Consider the following 18,014-nt stretch of genomic DNA (forward strand, 5'->3'; position numbering starts at 1 on the left):
GTGGGGCCGCCGCGTGCTCGCGTTTCAAACTCCGGCTTGCCGCTTCCACCGGGCGGCGCCGAAAAAATGGGAACTTGGGATGGCACTCTCCTTCACGGAAAAGAAACGTATCCGCAAAAACTTCGGCCGCATTCCCGAAGCCATCGAAATGCCCAACCTGATCGAGGTTCAGCGCGAGTCCTACGAAGCGTTCCTCCAGATGAACACCCCGCGCGAAAACCGCACGGATGATGGCCTCGGCGGCGTTTTCAAATCGGTCTTCCCGATCACCGACTTCTCCGAACGCGCCACCCTCGAATACGTTTCGTACGAATTCGAACAGCCGAAGTTCGACGTTGAAGAGTGCATGCAGCGCGACCTGACCTACCAGGCGCCGCTCAAGGTCCGTCTCCAGCTCGTCGTGTTCGACGTGGACGAGGAAACCGGCGCACGCTCCGTCAAGGAAGTGAAAGAGCAGGAATGCTATCTCGGCGACATCCCGCTGATGACCGAGAAGGGCACGTTCGTCGTCAACGGCACCGAGCGCGTCATCGTCTCGCAGATGCACCGTTCGCCGGGCGTTTTCTTCGACCATGACAAGGGCAAGACCCACGCGTCCGGCAAACTGCTGTTTGCGGCCCGCATCATCCCGTACCGCGGCTCGTGGCTCGACTTCGAGTTCGACGCGAAGGACATCCTGAACATCCGCATCGACCGCAAGCGCAAGCTGCCGGCGACGACGATCCTCTACGCGCTCGGCTTCAACACCGAGCAGATCCTCGACGAGTTCTACACCCGCTCGATCTTCCGCCTCGACAAGAAGGGATGGATCACGAGCTTCCGCCCGGATGCCTGGCGCGGCGTGAAGCCGGAATACGACCTCGTCGACGCGAAGTCGAAGAAGGTTGTCGCCGAAGCCGGCAAGAAGATCACCGCGCTCAAGGCGAAGCGCATCTCCGAAGGCGGCACGGACGAGATCCTCGTTCCGTCGGAAGCCCTGATCGGCAAGTTCCTGGCGCGCGATGTCGTGAACCTCGAAACCGGCGAGATCTTCGGCGAAGCCGGTGACACGCTCGAGGAAGAGGCAATCGCCGAAATGCGCGATTACGGCCTCAAGATGATCGAAGTGCTCGACATCGACGCGGGCGGCCGTGGCCCCTGGCTGCGTAACACGCTGAAAGCCGACAAGAACGAGAACCGCTTCGAAGCGCTCTCCGACATCTACCGCGTCATGCGCCCCGGCGAGCCGCCGACGCAGGAAGCCGCAGACGCCCTGTTCGGCCAGCTGTTCTTCGATTCCGAGCGCTATGACCTCTCGGCGGTTGGCCGCGTGAAAATGAACATGCGCCTGTCGGTCGCCGTGAAGGAATATGAGTCGGCGGAAGACTCGATGCGCGTGCTGCGCAACGACGACATCATCGGCGTGATGAAGGTCATCCTCGACCTGAAAGACGGTAAAGGCGAAGTCGACGACATCGACAACCTCGGCAACCGCCGCGTCCGTTCGGTCGGCGAGCTGATGGAAAACAACTACCGTATCGGTCTCGTGCGCATGGAGCGCGCGATCAAGGAACGCATGGGCGCTGTCGATATCGACACGGTCATGCCGCACGACCTGATCAACGCGAAACCGGTTGTGGCCGCCGTACGTGAATTCTTCGGCTCCTCGCAGCTGTCGCAGTTCATGGACCAGACCAACCCGCTCTCCGAGATCACCCACAAGCGCCGTCTCTCGGCCCTCGGCCCGGGCGGCCTGACGCGCGAGCGTGCCGGCTTCGAAGTGCGCGACGTTCACCCGACGCACTATGGCCGCATCTGCCCGATCGAAACGCCGGAAGGTCCGAACATCGGCCTGATCAACTCGCTGGCGACGCATGCCCGCGTGAACAAGTACGGCTTCATCGAAAGCCCGTACCGCAAGGTCCAGAAAGCAAAGCTGACCAGCGAAGTCGTGTACCTCTCGGCGATGGAGGAATCGATCTACAAGATCGCTCAGGCCAACGCGACCGTGAACGCCAAGGGCGAACTGCAGAACGAGTTCGTCAACGCGCGGGTTGCCGGCGAAGCGACGATGGTTTCGAAGGACGAGATCCAGTACATGGACGTCTCGCCGAAACAGGTCGTCTCGGTCGCCGCCTCGCTGATCCCATACCTCGAGAACGATGACGCCAACCGCGCGCTCATGGGCTCGAACATGCAGCGTCAGGCTGTGCCGCTCGTCCAGTCGGAAGCGCCGTTCGTCGGCACCGGCATGGAAGCGGTCGTCGCCCGCGACAGCCGCGCCGCCATCGTTGCCCGCCGGGCAGGGGTGGTCGAGCAGGTCGACGCGCTGCGCATCGTGGTGCGCGCAACGGAAGACCTCGACGGCTCGAAGTCGGGCGTCGACATCTACCGTCTCGCGAAGTTCCGCCGCTCGAACCAGAACTCGTGCATCAACCAGCGCCCGATCGTGAAGGTCGGCGACACGGTTGCCAAGATGGACATCATCGCCGATGGTCCGTCTACGGATCTTGGTGAGCTGGCTCTTGGTCGCAACGTGCTCGTCGCGTTCATGCCGTGGAACGGCTACAACTTCGAAGACTCGATCCTGATCTCCGAGCGTATCGTGAAAGACGACGTGTTCACCTCGATCCACATCGAGGAATTCGAAGTCGCCGCCCGCGATACGAAGCTTGGTCCGGAAGAGATCACGCGCGACATCCCGAACGTTGGCGAAGAAGCCCTGCGCAACCTCGACGAAGCCGGCATCGTTGCCGTCGGCGCCGAAGTGAAGGCGGGCGACATCCTCGTCGGCAAGGTCACGCCGAAGGGCGAAAGCCCGATGACGCCGGAGGAAAAACTCCTGCGCGCCATCTTCGGTGAGAAGGCTTCCGACGTGCGCGACACGTCGCTGCGCGTGCCGCCGGGTGATTCCGGTACGGTCGTGGATGTCCGCATCTTCAACCGTCACGGCATCGACAAGGACCAGCGCGCGCTCCAGATCGAGCGTGAGCAGATCGAACAGCTGCAGGAAGACAAAGAGGACGAGCAATCGATCCTCGAGCGCAACACCTATGCCCGCCTGCACGAACTGCTGGCCGGCAAGGAAGCCGCTGCCGGCCCGAAAGGCTTCAAGCCTGGCCGCATCACGGCCGGCGCGCTTGAAGAGCTGTCCGAGAAGCAGATGTGGGACATCGAGCTGAAATCGGAGAAGGCCCAGGCCGAACTGAAAGCCCTGCGCGAACAGTTCGACGTGTCGATCCGCGAACTCGAAGCCCGCTTCAACGACAAGGTCGAGAAGGTCCAGCGCGGCGACGACCTGCCTCCGGGCGTGATGAAAGTCGTCAAGGTGTTCCTGGCCGTGAAGCGCAAGCTGCAGCCGGGCGACAAGATGGCCGGCCGTCACGGCAACAAGGGTGTGATCTCGAAGATCAACCCGAGCGAAGACATGCCGTTCCTCGAGGACGGTACCCCGGTCGACATCGTGCTCAACCCGCTCGGCGTGCCGTCGCGGATGAACGTTGGCCAGATCCTCGAGACGCACACGGGCTGGGCCTGCCGCGGCCTCGGCCGGATCATCGACAAGGCGCTCGACGAGTTCCACCAGAAGCAGGACATGAAGGGCCTCAAGAAGGCGCTCGTGACGGCTTATGGCAAGGATCAGGAACTTCCGGAGACGGACGAAGAGATCGTCGAACTCGCCGGCAACCTGCGCAACGGTGTGCCGATGGCAACGCCGGTGTTCGACGGCGCCCGTGAGGAAGACATCAACGACATGCTGACCCGCGCGGGTCTCGACACGTCGGGTCAGGTCCGCCTCTACGACGGCCGCACCGGTGTCGCGTTCACGCGTCCGGTCACGGTTGGCTACAAGTACCTTCTCAAGCTGCACCACCTCGTGGACGAGAAGATCCACGCCCGTTCGACTGGCCCTTACTCGCTCGTCACGCAGCAACCGCTGGGCGGCAAGGCCCAGTTCGGTGGCCAACGCTTCGGCGAGATGGAGGTCTGGGCCCTCGAGGCTTACGGCGCCGCCTACACGCTGCAGGAAATGCTCACCGTGAAGTCGGACGACACCGCCGGCCGCGCCAAGGTCTACGAAGCAATCGTCCGCGGCGACGATACCTTCGAAGCCGGCATCCCGGAGAGCTTCAACGTGCTGGTCAAGGAAATGCGCTCGCTCGGCCTCAACGTCGAACTTCTCGAAGAGAATGGCGAAGAAGCCGACAGCGAGGCATCGGTGCCAGCCGAATAATCGCGTCGCTTAGAGTTAAGGCCCCGCCCGCAGTCCGGATCTGCGAGTGGGGCCGAGCCTGATACCGGATTTACCAGGGCAGGAGGCCGAAGCCTCCAAACGCCCACCCCAAGGAGCAGACCCCGATGCGCCAGGACGTCGCCAACATGTTCAACCAGAATACGCCCGCCCCGACTTTCGAGGCGATCCGTATTTCGATTGCGAGCCCGGAGAAGATCAAGTCCTGGTCTTCCGGCGAGATCAAGAAGCCCGAGACCATCAACTACCGCACGTTCAAGCCGGAGCGTGACGGCCTGTTCTGTGCCCGGATCTTCGGACCGACGAAGGACTACGAGTGCCTTTGCGGCAAGTACAAACGCATCAAGTATCGCGGCATCGTCTGCGAGAAGTGCGGCGTGGAAGTCACCCTGGCGCGCGTTCGCCGCGAGCGCATGGGCCATATCGACCTCGCCGCGCCGGTCGCCCACATCTGGTTCCTGAAGTCGCTGCCGTCCCGGATCGCGACGCTCGTCGACATGCCGCTGAAAGATGTGGAGCGCGTGCTCTACTTTGAAAGCTATGTCGTCATCGAGCCGGGCCTCACCGAGCTTGAGCCGAAACAGCTGCTCACCGAAGAAGAATACATGGATGCCCAGGACCGTCTTGGGGAAGACGCGTTCACCGCCCTGATCGGCGCTGAAGCCATCCGCGAGATCCTGAAGTCGCTCGACCTGCCGGTCCTCGCAGACCAGCTGCGTGACGACCTCAAGGCATCGACTTCGGAACTGAAGACGAAGAAGGCCTCCAAGCGCCTGAAAGTGGTCGAGTCGTTCCTGCAGTCGAAAGCCAAGCCGGAATGGATGATCCTCACGGTCGTCCCGGTCATCCCGCCGGACCTGCGTCCGCTGGTGCCGCTCGATGGCGGCCGCTTCGCGACGTCGGACCTCAACGACCTCTACCGCCGCGTGATCAACCGGAACAACCGCCTGAAGCGCCTGATGGAGCTTCGCGCGCCGGACATCATCATCCGCAACGAAAAGCGGATGCTGCAGGAGTCGGTGGACGCCCTGTTCGACAACGGCCGCCGCGGCCGCACGATCACCGGCACCAACAAGCGTCCGCTGAAGTCGATCTCCGACATGCTGAAAGGCAAGCAGGGCCGCTTCCGCCAGAACCTTCTCGGCAAGCGCGTCGACTATTCGGGCCGCTCGGTCATCGTGGTCGGCCCGAACCTCAAGCTGCATGAGTGCGGCCTGCCGAAGAAGATGGCGCTCGAGCTGTTCAAGCCGTTCATCTATGCACGCCTCGACGCGAAAGGTCTCGCCGGCACCGTCAAGGCTGCCAAGAAGCTCGTTGAGAAAGAGAAGCCGGAAGTCTGGGATATCCTCGACGAGGTCATCCGCGAGCACCCGGTGCTGCTCAACCGCGCGCCGACGCTGCACCGTCTCGGCATCCAGGCGTTCGAGCCGAAGCTGATCGAAGGCAAGGCCATCCAGCTGCACCCGCTCGTCTGCGCCGCGTTCAACGCAGACTTCGACGGCGACCAGATGGCCGTGCACGTGCCGCTGAGCCTCGAGGCCCAGCTGGAATGCCGTGTGCTGATGATGTCGACCAACAACATCCTCTCGCCGGCCAACGGCAAGCCGATCATCGTGCCGTCGCAGGACATCATCCTCGGCCTCTACTACCTCTCGCTCGACCAGAAGGGCGAGCCGGGGGAGGGCATGAAGTTCGCCGACCTCGCCGAAATGGAGCATGCGCTCGATGCCGGCCTGATCTCTCTGCACACGAAGATCAAGGCGCTCTATGACGGCATCGACGCCGAGGGCAAACCGCGCCGCTACGTGATCGACACGACGCCGGGCCGCTTCATGGTGGCGAACCTGTTGCCGCGCGCGCTGGGCATCGGCCCGGACCTCGTCAACACCGTCCTCACCAAGAAGGCGATCGGCAAGATCATCGACGAAGTCTACCGCCTGTGCGGCCAGAAGGCGACGGTCATCTTCTGTGACAAGGTCATGGAGCTTGGCTTCAAGGAAGCCTGCAAGGCTGGTATCTCCTTCGGCAAAGATGACATGGTCATCCCGGAAGCGAAGAAGAAGCTGGTCGACGCGACCAAGGAACTCGTGTCCGAATACGAGCGTCAGTATGCGGATGGCCTCATCACGCGCGGCGAGAAGTACAACAAGGTCGTCGATGCCTGGTCCACGTGTACGGACAAGGTGGCCGACGCCATGATGGACTCGGCCTCCAAGGCCCAGGCCGCCACGGCCGGCCGCAAGGCGCAGGTCAACTCGATCTACATGATGGCCGATTCCGGTGCTCGTGGTTCGAAGAACCAGATGAAGCAGCTCGCCGGTATGCGCGGCCTCATGGCCAAGCCATCGGGCGAGATCATCGAGACGCCGATCATCTCGAACTTCAAGGAAGGCCTCACCGTTCTCGAGTACTTCAACTCGACGCACGGTGCCCGCAAGGGTCTGGCCGATACGGCGCTCAAGACGGCAAACTCGGGTTACCTGACCCGCCGCCTCGTCGACGTCGCGCAGGACTGCATCATCAACGAGGATGATTGCGGCACCAGCAAGGGCATCGACATTGCCGCCGTCATGGAAGGCGCCGACGTCATCGTCTCGATCGGCGAGCGCGTGCTCGGCCGCGTCACGGCCGAAGACGTCAAGGGCGCCGATGGCAAGCTCGTCATCCCGGCCAACACCTATATCGACGAAGACGTGGCGGCCGCCATCGAGGCGGCGTCGGTTGACCGCGTCAAGGCCCGCTCGGCCCTGACCTGCGAAGCCAAGAACGGCATCTGCGTGGCCTGCTATGGCCGCGACCTTGCCCGCGGCACGCCGGTCAACCGCGGTGAAGCGGTCGGCGTCATCGCCGCCCAGTCGATCGGCGAACCCGGCACGCAGCTCACGATGCGCACCTTCCACATCGGCGGCGCGGCCCAGGTGGCCGACCAGTCGTCGCTGGAAGCCAGCTTCGACGGCACGGTCCGCTTCGTGGACGGCGAGTTCGTGACCCGCAAGGACAAGACGATCATCGTCGTCGGCCGCCGCATGCAGGTCGAGATCGTGGACGCCGAAGGGCGCACGCGCCAGTCGTTCCGCCCGGCCTATGGTACGCGCCTGATGGTCAAGGACGGCGCGAAGGTCACGGCCGGCATGCTGCTGGCCGACTGGGATCCGTTCGCCCAGCCGATCGTCTCGGAAGTCGCCGGTGAAGCCCGCTTCGTCGACCTGTCGGACGGTCTCACCGTCCGCGAGGAGACCGACGAAGCGACCGGCATCTCGGCCCGCGTCGTCATCGACCCGCGTTCGACCTCCAAGGCCAACGACCTCAAGCCGTCGATCCAGATCGTCGACAAGTCCGGCAAGCCGGTAAAGCTGCCGAACGGCTCTACCGCGTCCTACGTGCTCTCGGTCGGCGCGATCCTCTCCGTCTCCGACGGCGACAAGATCGAGCCCGGCGACACGCTCGCGCGCGTCACCACGGGCGGTGCCAAGACCGGCGACATCACGGGCGGTCTGCCGCGCGTGGCAGAACTGTTCGAAGCCCGTCGTCCGAAAGACCACGCCATCATCGCTGACGTTGATGGCCGCGTCGAATACGGCCGCGACTACAAGAACAAGCGCAAGGTCACGATCGTGCCGCTGGAAGAGGGGCGTGCCCCGATCGACTACCTGGTTCCGAAGGGTAAGCACCTTGCGGTCCAGGATGGCGATTTCATCAAGCGCGGCGAATTCCTGATGGACGGCAACCCGGCGCCGCAGGACATCCTGTCGACGCTCGGCGTGGAAGCGCTCGCCAACTACCTGATCGACGAAGTGCAGAAGGTTTACCGCCTGCAAGGCGTGCCGATCAACGACAAGCACATCGAGGTGATCGTTCGCCAGATGCTGCAGAAGGTCGAGATCGTCGATGGCGGTGACACGCCGTTCATCGTCGGCGAGCACATCGACGTCAGCGAGTTCGAGGAGGCCAACGAGGCCGTTCGCCGTTCGCGCAAGAAGGACCAGGTGGAAGCGACGGCAACGCCGCTGCTGCTCGGCATCACCAAGGCCTCGCTCCAGACGAAGAGCTTCATCTCCGCCGCCTCGTTCCAGGAAACGACACGCGTGCTGACCGAAGCGGCCGTCCAGGGCAAGGTCGACACGCTCGAAGGCCTCAAGGAGAACGTCATTGTCGGCCGCCTCATCCCGGCCGGTACCGGTGGTGGCATCCGCCAGTACCGCCGTGTGGCCGCCGAGCGCGATGCGAAGCTGAAAGCGAAACGGGCTGCCGCGATGGCCAAGGCCGAAGAGACCCTCGTGCTCACCGGCCTGCCGGCACCGGACAAGACGGACGCCTGAACGGCCCCGTCGCGTGCTTGAACAAACCGGAAAAGCCTGCCAGTTCTGGCAGGCTTTTTCATGCCCGGGAGGGGTCCAGATGAACTTCTCGAAAGCCGACCTGGCCGGGGCAGGGTGCGCCGCGGCGGCCATCGCCCTGATCGCCTGGATGTGTTTCCGCAGCTGGCGCGGAATTTTACCCTTCTGAAGGGTGAATCAGCGGGCCCGTTTGCAGCCTGCCGCCCTTGACGCGACGCCCGCGCGAGTCTACACGCCCGCAAATCGTCAGAGAGGTAAACGGGCGCCTTGCCTGCAAACCGCACCGGCTGCCGCAACGCACCGGTCAATCTGGCCCCCAATTTCCCGCCGTCCCGGAAGCCAGTTCAGGCCTTCGGGGCAGTTTTCATTATCGGCCCCCGGGCCAAACGTATGAAGAGACAGTAGGCCCGAATGCCCACAATCCAGCAGCTGATCCGCAATCCGCGCGAACCCAAGCGCACCCGTACGAAGACTCCGGCCCTCAAGGCTTGCCCGCAGCGCCGCGGTGTCTGTACGCGCGTCTACACCACGACCCCGAAGAAGCCGAACTCGGCACTTCGCAAAGTGGCCAAGGTGCGGATGACCTCCGGATTTGAATCGCTGTGCTACATCCCGGGCGAAGGCCACAACCTGCAGGAGCACTCGGTCGTGCTCATCCGCGGCGGCCGCGTGAAAGACCTTCCGGGCGTGCGCTACCACATCGTGCGCGGCGCCCTGGATACCCAACCCGTCAAGAACCGTAAGCAACGCCGCTCGCACTACGGCGCGAAGAAACCGAAGTAAGAGGTCCAGAGGCTCATGTCCCGTCGTCACCAAGCCGAGAAGCGCGAAGTCCTTGCGGATCCGAAATACAAGGATCTCGTGGTCTCGAAATTCATGAACCAGATCATGCGCGACGGCAAAAAGTCGGTCGCCGAACGCATCGTTTATGGCGCGTTCGAGCTGGTCGAGACCCGTTCGAAGAAGAACCCGATCGAGGTCTTCCACAATGCCCTCGAAGCTGTAGCGCCTTCCGTCGAAGTGCGCTCGCGCCGGGTCGGTGGTGCGACCTATCAGGTTCCGGTCGAAGTCCGCACCGAGCGCCGTCAGGCCCTCGCCATCCGTTGGCTGGCCGCTGCAGCTGCGGGCCGCAACGAGAACACGATGCGTGAGCGTCTTGCTGGTGAGCTGATGGATGCTTCGCAAGGCCGCGGCAACGCCGTGAAGAAGCGCGAAGACACGCACCGCATGGCGGACGCCAACAAGGCATTCGCCCACTACCGCTGGTAACCAGCACCAACCGTCCGGGCGGATGAGCAACTCGCCCGGGCGCGCTGCTCTCGACTCCTGGAACACAGAACACGAAGGTTTATCCCATGGCCCGCGAATACCCGCTGGAGCGCTACCGGAATTTCGGCATCATCGCCCACATCGATGCCGGCAAGACGACGACCACAGAGCGCGTCCTGTATTACACCGGCAAGTCGCACAAGATTGGCGAAGTCCACGACGGCGCTGCCACCATGGACTGGATGGAGCAGGAGCAGGAGCGCGGCATCACGATCACGTCGGCTGCGACCACGACGTTCTGGGAACGCACCGAGGACGGCTCCACCGCGCAATCGCCGAAGTTCCGCTTCAACATCATCGACACGCCCGGACACGTTGACTTCACCATCGAAGTCGAGCGCTCGCTCGCCGTGCTCGATGGCGCCGTCGTTCTGCTTGATGGTAACGCAGGTGTCGAGCCGCAGACCGAAACCGTCTGGCGCCAGGCTGACCGCTATGGCGTGCCGCGGATCGTGTTCGTCAACAAGATGGACAAGATCGGCGCCGATTTCTACAACTGCGTCTCGATGATCCGCGACCGCACGGGCGCGACGCCTGCGCCGATCCAGCTGCCGATCGGCTCCGAGAGCAGCCTCGAAGGCCACATCGACCTGATCACCATGAAGGAATGGGTCTGGGAAGGCGAAGACCTCGGCGCGAGCTGGGTTCTGAAGCCGATCCGCGAAAGCATGCAGGCCGAAGCCAACGAATGGCGCGCGAAGCTCATCGAACTCGCTGTCGAGATGGACGATGCGGTCATGGAAGCCTTCCTCGTGGATGGCTCCGAGCCGGACGTGCCGACCCTCCGCAGCCTGATCCGCAAGGGAACGCTTGGCCTCAAGTTCGTCCCGATCCTGTGCGGCTCGGCGTTCAAGAACAAAGGCGTCCAGCCGATGCTGAACGGCGTGGTCGACTACCTGCCGAGCCCGCTCGACGTGCCGGCCTACATGGGCTTCAAGCCCGGCGACGAGACCGAGACGCGCAACATCTCGCGTTCGGCCGATGACAACCAGCCGTTTGCCGGCTTGGCATTCAAGATCATGAACGACCCCTACATGGGCACGCTGACGTTTACCCGGATCTATTCGGGCAAGCTGTCGAAAGGCGATGCGTTCCTGAACGCCACCAAAGGCAAGAAAGAGCGCGTCGGCCGCATGGTCATGATGCACGCCAACAAGCAGGACGAGATCACGGAAGCCTTCGCAGGTGACATCGTGGCGCTCGCCGGCCTGAAGGAAACCACGACCGGTGACACGGTCTGCGATCCGGCCCAGCCGGTCGTGCTCGAAACGATGACCTTCCCGCAGCCGGTGATCGAAATCGCCGTCGAGCCGAAAACCAAGGCTGACCAGGAAAAGATGTCGGTCGGTCTGCAGCGCCTCGCTGCAGAAGACCCGTCCTTCCGTGTCGAGACGGATTTCGAATCCGGCCAGACGATCATGAAGGGCATGGGCGAGCTTCACCTCGACATCCTGATCGACCGCCTGAAGCGCGAGTTCAAGGTCGAGGCCAATATCGGCCAGCCGCAGGTGGCTTACCGTGAGAAGCTCGGCCGCGCCGCAACCGTCGACTTCACACACAAGAAACAGTCGGGCGGTACCGGCCAGTTTGCGCGTATCAAGCTCGAGTTCGAACCGCTGGAGCCCGGCTCGGGCTTCGTGTTCGAAAGCGCGATCGTTGGCGGTGCGGTTCCGAAGGAATACGTCCCTGGCGTGTCCAAGGGCCTCGAAATGGCCAAGGAAAACGGCCTGCTCGCCGGCTATCCGGTGACCGACTTCCGCGCCCGTCTCGTTGACGGCGCCTTCCACGATGTCGACTCCAGCGTGCTGGCATTCGAAATCGCGGCCCGCGGCGCATTCCGCGAGCTGAAAGGCAAGGGTGATCCGCGCCTGATGGAGCCGATCATGAAGGTCGAAGTCGTGACGCCTGAAGACTACATGGGCGACGTGATCGGCGACCTGAACTCCCGCCGCGGCCAGATCCAGGGCTCGGAAGCCCGCGGTATTGCCACGGCCATCACGGCGATGGTGCCGCTGGTCAACATGTTCGGCTACGTGTCCAACCTTCGGGGCATGTCGCAAGGCCGCGCACAGTTCACCATGCTGTTCGATCACTATGACGAAGTCCCGCGCGCCGAAGCGCAGAAAATCATCCAGGAAGTCTCGGGCTCGTAACCGGGTCCCTCAAGTTCAGAACAAAGGAGAGGCCCTATGGGCAAGGCAAAGTTTGAGCGTACGAAGCCGCACGTGAACATTGGCACGATTGGCCACGTTGACCACGGCAAGACGACGCTGACGGCAGCGATCACGATCATCCTGGCGAAATCCGGCGGTGCGACGGCGAAGAACTACGCCGACATCGACGCGGCGCCGGAAGAGAAAGCGCGCGGCATCACGATCAACACGGCGCACGTCGAGTACGAGACGGCCAACCGTCACTATGCGCACGTCGACTGCCCCGGCCACGCGGACTATGTGAAGAACATGATCACCGGCGCGGCCCAGATGGACGGCGGCATCCTGGTGTGTTCGGCAGCTGACGGCCCGATGCCGCAGACGCGCGAGCACATCCTCCTTGCCCGCCAGGTCGGCGTGCCGGCCCTCGTCGTGTTCCTCAACAAGGTCGACATGGTCGACGACGCCGAGCTGCTCGAGCTCGTCGAGATGGAAGTGCGCGACCTGCTCTCGTCCTACAACTTCCCGGGCGACGACATCCCGATCATCAAGGGCTCGGCGCTGGCCGCCGTTGAAGGCCGCGATCCGGAAATCGGCGAGAAGGCGATTCTTGCGCTGATGGAAGCGGTCGACACCTACATCCCGACGCCTGAGCGTCCGCTGGACAAGCCGTTCCTGATGCCGGTCGAAGACGTGTTCTCGATCTCGGGCCGCGGTACGGTTGTGACCGGCCGCGTCGAGCAGGGCATCATCAAGGTCGGTGAAGAGATCGAGATCGTCGGCATCCGCCCGACCGTCAAGACAACCTGCACGGGCGTCGAGATGTTCCGCAAGCTGCTCGACCAGGGCCAGGCCGGCGACAACATCGGCGCGCTGCTGCGCGGCGTCGAGCGCGAAGGCGTGGAACGCGGCCAGGTGCTTTGCAAGCCGGGCTCGATCACGCCGCACACGGTGTTCGAAGCCGAGGCCTACATCCTGACGAAGGAAGAAGGCGGCCGTCACACGCCGTTCTTCACCAACTACCGTCCGCAATTCTACTTCCGCACCACGGACGTCACCGGCATCGTGAAACTGCCGGCCGACAAGGAAATGGTCCTGCCGGGCGACAACGTGAAGATGGACGTCGAGCTGATCAACCCGATCGCCATGGACAAGGGCCTGCGCTTCGCCATCCGCGAAGGCGGCCGCACCGTCGGCGCCGGCGTTGTCTCCGAGATTAAGAAGTAAGCTTCGCAAGAAGCCGAACGGAAAAGGCCGCCCCACAAGGGCGGCCTTTTTGCTTTGGGGGGAGAAGCGAGCGGGGAAGGGTTACTTGATGATCCGGATCGGATCGCTGCCATCCCAGCCTTCCGCCACTTTCCGGATGTGGGCGAAGGTGCGCCCCTTGGTGCCGCTGATGTCGGAGATCTCCACGACGGTGCCCGGATGGGCCTCGGTGTCGAAATAGGCGAACCGGCCTTTCTCGCCGCCGATGCATCCTTCATGGCCAATCCGGTACCCAAGCCCGAGCGCCTTGTCGTAGACCCTCTGGAAATCCTCGGTCCAGTACGACATATGCTGCAGGCCTTCCCGGCCCGAATCGAGGAATTCCTTGTACATTGAAGGTGCTGCATTGCGTTGTTCGATGAGTTCGATCTGCAGGTCGCCCGAATTGGCCAGAGCAATGCTCATCTTCACGTCGGACGGGGCGCCCCGGTGCCGGAACCAGTCGGTCTTGACGTCCTCGATGTAGAACCACGGGCCGACGCCCATCACATGGATCCAGTGGTCCATGGCCGCCTCGATGTCGCGCACGACATAGCCGTTCTGGCAGACTTTCCCGAAAATGCGGCTCATTACGCTGCGTCCCTCCTGCTTGCGCCGGGAGCCCCGGAAGGGCCCCCGAAGCACTCCACAAACCGTCCACAAGTTATGAACGCCTTTGTCGAGTCCCCGCCACCTAAAACGAAAGGGCAGGTTTGGAAGCGGGGCCGGGAAGTTGCAATAGTTTCGCGCGATCACTAGGCTTGCCTGAATCGAGAGAGGGGACCCCGATGCGCGCGCTGATAGCTCCGGTACTTTTGTTCGCCTTTGCCGTCCCTGTGGCTTCGGCCGGTCCGCGAGAGGATGCGCAGGCGATCGTGGAATACACGGTCACGGAAGACGTTCTTAGAGCGGCCTTCGAGGCGCTTTCAGATCTTTCTGTAGCAACTTTCCAGAACGAGGCGGCGAAAGCCGGTAAGCTGCTGAGCGAAGACGCGGCGGAGGTGATGGGGTCGATGCTGTTCGCGGAAATGATTCCCTTGCTGACGGAGGGCATGCGCGAAGAAATGGCATCCGCCTACGTGCACTCGATGTCCCCGCAGGGATTGGCGGACTTCCGGTCATTTCTCGAAACCCCATCAGGAGAGGAATGGGTTAAGGCGCAACCCACCCTGACGCGCGAAACCACGAAACTGGCCGAAACCATCGCAGGCCCGATCGCGGCTGAAGCCGCCCGGCTCATGAATGCGGCAATCGCCGCCGAGGAATGGCCCGCCGGCACGCTTTCCTCCACCAAATCAGAGATCAGGACCTTCCTGTCAGAATAGCGGCCAGGCGGGCCGGTCCAGCCCTGCAGATTCCCCCTTAACGGCGGTTGACGCCGCCGATTCTCTCAACTAGAAGCCCCACTTCGCCGGGAAGGCTGCGCTTTGAAGAGCGAACGCTCCCTCGAAACTGACAATTTAACCCTACCGAAGCCCCCGGGCCGCTCGAAGCTGACGAGCTGCGCGCCCAGGGCCTAAGTGTTTTGCGCGGACGGAAGCAAGATGGAAAAACAAAATATCCGGATCAGGCTGAAAGCCTTTGATCACCGCGCGCTCGACATGTCGGCAAAGGAAATCGTGAACACGGCGAAGCGCACCGGCGCTGAAGTCCGCGGTCCGGTCCCGCTGCCCACACGCATTGAGCGCTTCACGGTCATCCGGTCACCGCACATCGACAAAGCTTCGCGTGACCAGTTCGAAATCCGCACGCACACCCGCATCCTGGATATCGTTGACCCGACCCCGCAGACCGTGGACGCGCTGATGAAGCTCGACCTGTCGTCCGGCGTCGGCATCGAGATCAAACTCGAGGGAGGCCGTTAATGGCTCAGCCAGCTGCACGTTCCGGCGTCCTCGCACGCAAGGTCGGCATGACCCGCGTGTTCGGCGCCGATGGCCGTCACATCCCGGTGACCGTGCTGTCGCTCGACGGCTGCCAGGTCGTCGGCGTGCGCACTGAAGAGGCGCGCACCGTCACCACCAAGAAGGGCGGGGAAGTCACCCGTACCGACGGCTACAAGGCTGTCATCCTCGGCACCGGCGAAAAGAAAGCCAAGCGCACCGCGAAAGCGCTGCGCGGCCAGTTCGCCAAGGCCGGCGTTGCGCCGAAGCTGAAGCTCAAGGAATTCCGCGTCTCCGGCGACCTGCCGGAAGTGGGCTCGACCGTTCTCGCCGACCACTTCGTCGAGGGCCAGAAGGTCGACGTCACCGCGATGACCATCGGTAAAGGCTTCGCCGGTCCGATGAAGCGCTGGAACTTCGGCGGCCTGCGCGCCACCCACGGCGTGTCGCTGTCGCACCGTTCGCACGGCTCGACCGGTATGCGCCAGGATCCGGGCCGCGTGTTCAAGAACAAGAAAATGGCCGGCCATATGGGCGACGAGCGCGTCACCACGCAGAACCTCACGGTTGTGCGCATTGATGTCGAGCGCGGCCTCATCCTCGTGAAGGGCGCTGTCCCGGGTCACGACGATGCATTCGTTGAAATCCGTGATGCAGTGAAAAAGCCGCTGCACGCCGACGCGCCGAAAGCCGGCTCGTTCAAGGCACCGGAAAAGCTGACCGCCGGGGGTGAAGGCTAATGGAACTCTCAGTTAAAACCCTGGCCGGCAAGGCTGCCGGCAAGATCGAGCTGGACGACGCGATTTTCGGCATCGACGAAATCCGCGGCGACATCCTGCAGCGCACCGTGCGCTGGCAGCTCGCCCGCCGTCAGGCCGGTACCCACAAGGCCAAGTCGCGTTCGGAAGTGAACCGCACGACGAAAAAGTCGATCAAGCAAAAAGGCTCGGGCGGCGCCCGCCACGGCTCGCGCAACGCCCCGATCTTCGTCGGTGGTGGTGCAGCCCACGGCCCGCGCGTTCGCAGCCATGCGCACGACCTGCCGAAGAAAATCCGCAAGATGGCCTTGGCGCACGCCCTGTCGTCGAAAGCCAAGGACAGCAACATCCTGGTCATCGACAAGGCAGAGATGGCTGCCGGCAAGACGAAAGACCTGGTCAACGCGTTCAAGGGGCTCGGCATCGAGAACGCCCTGATCATCTCGGGCGCTGAAGTGAACGAGAATTTCGCCCGCGCCGCGCGCAACATCCCGAACATCGACGTGCTGCCGGTCGCCGGCCTGAACGTCTATGACATCCTGCGTCGCCGCACGCTCGTGATCACCAAGGAAGCCGCAGAGGGCATCAAAGCCCGCTTCGACGGCGTCCAGGAAGAAGTGGAGGCCTGAGACCATGGCTGACGTGAAACCGCACCACTACGACGTGATCCGCCGTCCGCTGATCACCGAGAAATCCACGCTCGTCGCTGAGCAGAACAAGATCGTCTTCGAAGTCTCGCCGACGGCGGACAAGGCTGCGATCAAGGAAGCTGTCGAAGCCCTGTTCAAGGTCAGCGTCACGAAGGTCAACACCCTGGTCCAGAAGGGCAAGACGAAACGCTTCCGGGGTTTCCTCGGCCGTCGCTCTGACGTGAAAAAAGCCATCGTCACGCTCGCTGAAGGCCAGTCTGTCGACATTTCGACGGGCCTGTAAGGAAGAGGGACGAAGCATATGGCACTGAAGACATTCAACCCGACTTCGCCCGGCCGCCGCCAGCTCGTGCTGGTCGACCGCTCGACCCTGCACAAGGGCGATCCGGTCAAGGCGCTCACCGAGGGTCTCAACAAGAAGGGCGGCCGCAACAACCAGGGCCGCATCACTGTGCGCCACCAGGGCGGCGGCGCGAAGCGCCTGTACCGCAAGGTCGACTTCAAGCGTAACCGCTGGGACGTCCCGGCGGTTGTCGAGCGCCTCGAGTATGACCCGAACCGCACGGCCTTCATCGCCCTGATCAAGTACGAAGACGGCCAGCTGTCCTACATCATCGCGCCGCAGCGCCTTGAAGTCGGCGACACCGTGATCACGTCGGCCACCGCCGACATCAAGCCGGGCAATACGCTCCCGCTGAAGTCGATCCCGGTCGGCACGATCATCCACAATATCGAGCTGAAGCCCCAGAAGGGCGCGCAGATGGTCCGCTCCGCCGGCACCTATGCCCAACTCGTCGGCCGCGACTCCGGTTACGCCCAGATCAAGCTGGCCTCGGGCGAGCTGCGCATGGTGCTCGACACCTGCCTGGCTACGATCGGCGCCGTCTCGAACCCGGACAAGATGAACGAAGTCAGCTCGAAAGCTGGCCGCACCCGCAACCAGGGCGTTCGCCCGACCGTTCGCGGCGTCGTCATGAACCCGGTCGACCACCCGCACGGCGGTGGTGAAGGCAAGTCCTCGGGCGGCCGTCACCCGGTCACCCCGTGGGGCAAGAAAACCCGCGGTCCCAAGACCCGCACCAACAAGGCTACGGATCGTCTGATCATCCGTCGCCGCAACGCGAAACGCTAAGAGGAGCCGCGAGACATGCCCCGTTCTGTCTGGAAAGGCCCGTTCGTCGATGGCTACCTGCTGAAGAAAGCAGAAGACGCCCGTTCGTCCGAGAAGCGCGCCGTGATCAAGACCTGGTCGCGCCGTTCGACAATCCTGCCGCAATTCGTTGGCCTGACCTTCCAGGTCCACAACGGCAACAAGTTCATCCCGGTCACCGTCTCGGAAGAGATGGTCGGCCACAAGTTTGGCGAGTTTGCTCCGACCCGTACCTACTACGGCCACGGCGCAGACAAGAAAGCGAAGCGGAAGTAGTC

Annotated in this window: 14 protein-coding genes; 13 read left to right on the plus strand and 1 reads right to left on the minus strand. The window is 63.1% G+C overall.

The genetic code is table 11. The features are described from left to right. Positions 1 to 79 precede the first annotated feature (79 nt). From rpoB to tuf, 6 genes are all read left to right on the plus strand, one after another. Entirely contained in the window at positions 80 to 4,213 is a 4,134-nt protein-coding gene (gene rpoB / locus IPK75_09580; GenBank protein MBK8198609.1) for a DNA-directed RNA polymerase subunit beta, read from the plus strand. 125 nt (positions 4,214 to 4,338) lie between these two features. Further along, the gene (gene rpoC / locus IPK75_09585) at positions 4,339 to 8,550 is read left to right on the plus strand and encodes a DNA-directed RNA polymerase subunit beta' (GenBank protein MBK8198610.1); all 4,212 of its coding nucleotides are present in this window, start codon (positions 4,339 to 4,341) and stop codon (positions 8,548 to 8,550) included. 429 nt (positions 8,551 to 8,979) lie between these two features. Then, positions 8,980 to 9,351, plus strand: a complete 372-nt coding sequence (locus IPK75_09590) for a 30S ribosomal protein S12 (GenBank protein ID MBK8198611.1) — start codon at positions 8,980 to 8,982, stop codon at positions 9,349 to 9,351. 15 nt (positions 9,352 to 9,366) lie between these two features. Beyond that, a complete protein-coding gene (rpsG, locus tag IPK75_09595) occupies positions 9,367 to 9,837 on the plus strand; it encodes a 30S ribosomal protein S7 (GenBank protein MBK8198612.1) in 471 nt (156 codons plus the stop codon). 86 nt (positions 9,838 to 9,923) lie between these two features. After that, positions 9,924 to 12,050, plus strand: a complete 2,127-nt coding sequence (fusA, locus tag IPK75_09600) for an elongation factor G (protein MBK8198613.1) — start codon at positions 9,924 to 9,926, stop codon at positions 12,048 to 12,050. A 36-nt stretch (positions 12,051 to 12,086) separates the two neighbouring features. Next, positions 12,087 to 13,277, plus strand: a complete 1,191-nt coding sequence (tuf, locus tag IPK75_09605; protein MBK8198614.1) for an elongation factor Tu — start codon at positions 12,087 to 12,089, stop codon at positions 13,275 to 13,277. Between the two features lie 81 nt (positions 13,278 to 13,358). Here the strand turns inward: tuf and IPK75_09610 are convergent, their stop codons facing one another. Then, the gene (locus IPK75_09610; GenBank protein MBK8198615.1) at positions 13,359 to 13,886 is read right to left on the minus strand and encodes a VOC family protein; all 528 of its coding nucleotides are present in this window, start codon (positions 13,884 to 13,886) and stop codon (positions 13,359 to 13,361) included. Between the two features lie 197 nt (positions 13,887 to 14,083). Between IPK75_09610 and IPK75_09615 the strand changes: the two genes are divergently transcribed. The 7 genes from IPK75_09615 to rpsS all read left to right on the plus strand — a co-directional run bounded on the left by IPK75_09615 (position 14,084) and on the right by rpsS (position 18,012). Next, positions 14,084 to 14,620 (plus strand): DUF2059 domain-containing protein, encoded by a 537-nt coding sequence (locus IPK75_09615; protein MBK8198616.1) that lies wholly within the window; start codon positions 14,084 to 14,086, stop codon positions 14,618 to 14,620. Between the two features lie 219 nt (positions 14,621 to 14,839). Next, positions 14,840 to 15,160: a 30S ribosomal protein S10 gene (gene rpsJ, locus IPK75_09620; GenBank protein ID MBK8198617.1), complete on the plus strand. Its 321-nt coding sequence runs from the start codon at positions 14,840 to 14,842 to the stop codon at positions 15,158 to 15,160. After that, a complete protein-coding gene (gene rplC, locus IPK75_09625; GenBank protein ID MBK8198618.1) occupies positions 15,160 to 15,918 on the plus strand; it encodes a 50S ribosomal protein L3 in 759 nt (252 codons plus the stop codon). The genes rpsJ and rplC overlap by 1 nt, the downstream gene beginning before the upstream one ends. After that, positions 15,918 to 16,565 (plus strand): 50S ribosomal protein L4, encoded by a 648-nt coding sequence (rplD, locus tag IPK75_09630; GenBank protein ID MBK8198619.1) that lies wholly within the window; start codon positions 15,918 to 15,920, stop codon positions 16,563 to 16,565. Before rplC ends, rplD begins: the two co-directional genes overlap by 1 nt. Before the next feature lie 4 nt (positions 16,566 to 16,569). Next, entirely contained in the window at positions 16,570 to 16,869 is a 300-nt protein-coding gene (locus IPK75_09635; GenBank protein MBK8198620.1) for a 50S ribosomal protein L23, read from the plus strand. An 18-nt stretch (positions 16,870 to 16,887) separates the two neighbouring features. After that, entirely contained in the window at positions 16,888 to 17,718 is an 831-nt protein-coding gene (gene rplB / locus IPK75_09640; protein MBK8198621.1) for a 50S ribosomal protein L2, read from the plus strand. Between the two features lie 15 nt (positions 17,719 to 17,733). Further along, on the plus strand, positions 17,734 to 18,012 hold the full coding sequence (gene rpsS, locus IPK75_09645) for a 30S ribosomal protein S19 (GenBank protein ID MBK8198622.1): 279 nt from the start codon (positions 17,734 to 17,736) through the stop codon (positions 18,010 to 18,012). The last annotated feature ends 2 nt before the right edge of the window (positions 18,013 to 18,014 follow it).

The sequence above is a fragment of the Acidobacteriota bacterium genome (assembly GCA_016712445.1).
GTDB lineage: Bacteria > Pseudomonadota > Alphaproteobacteria > Caulobacterales > Hyphomonadaceae > Hyphomonas.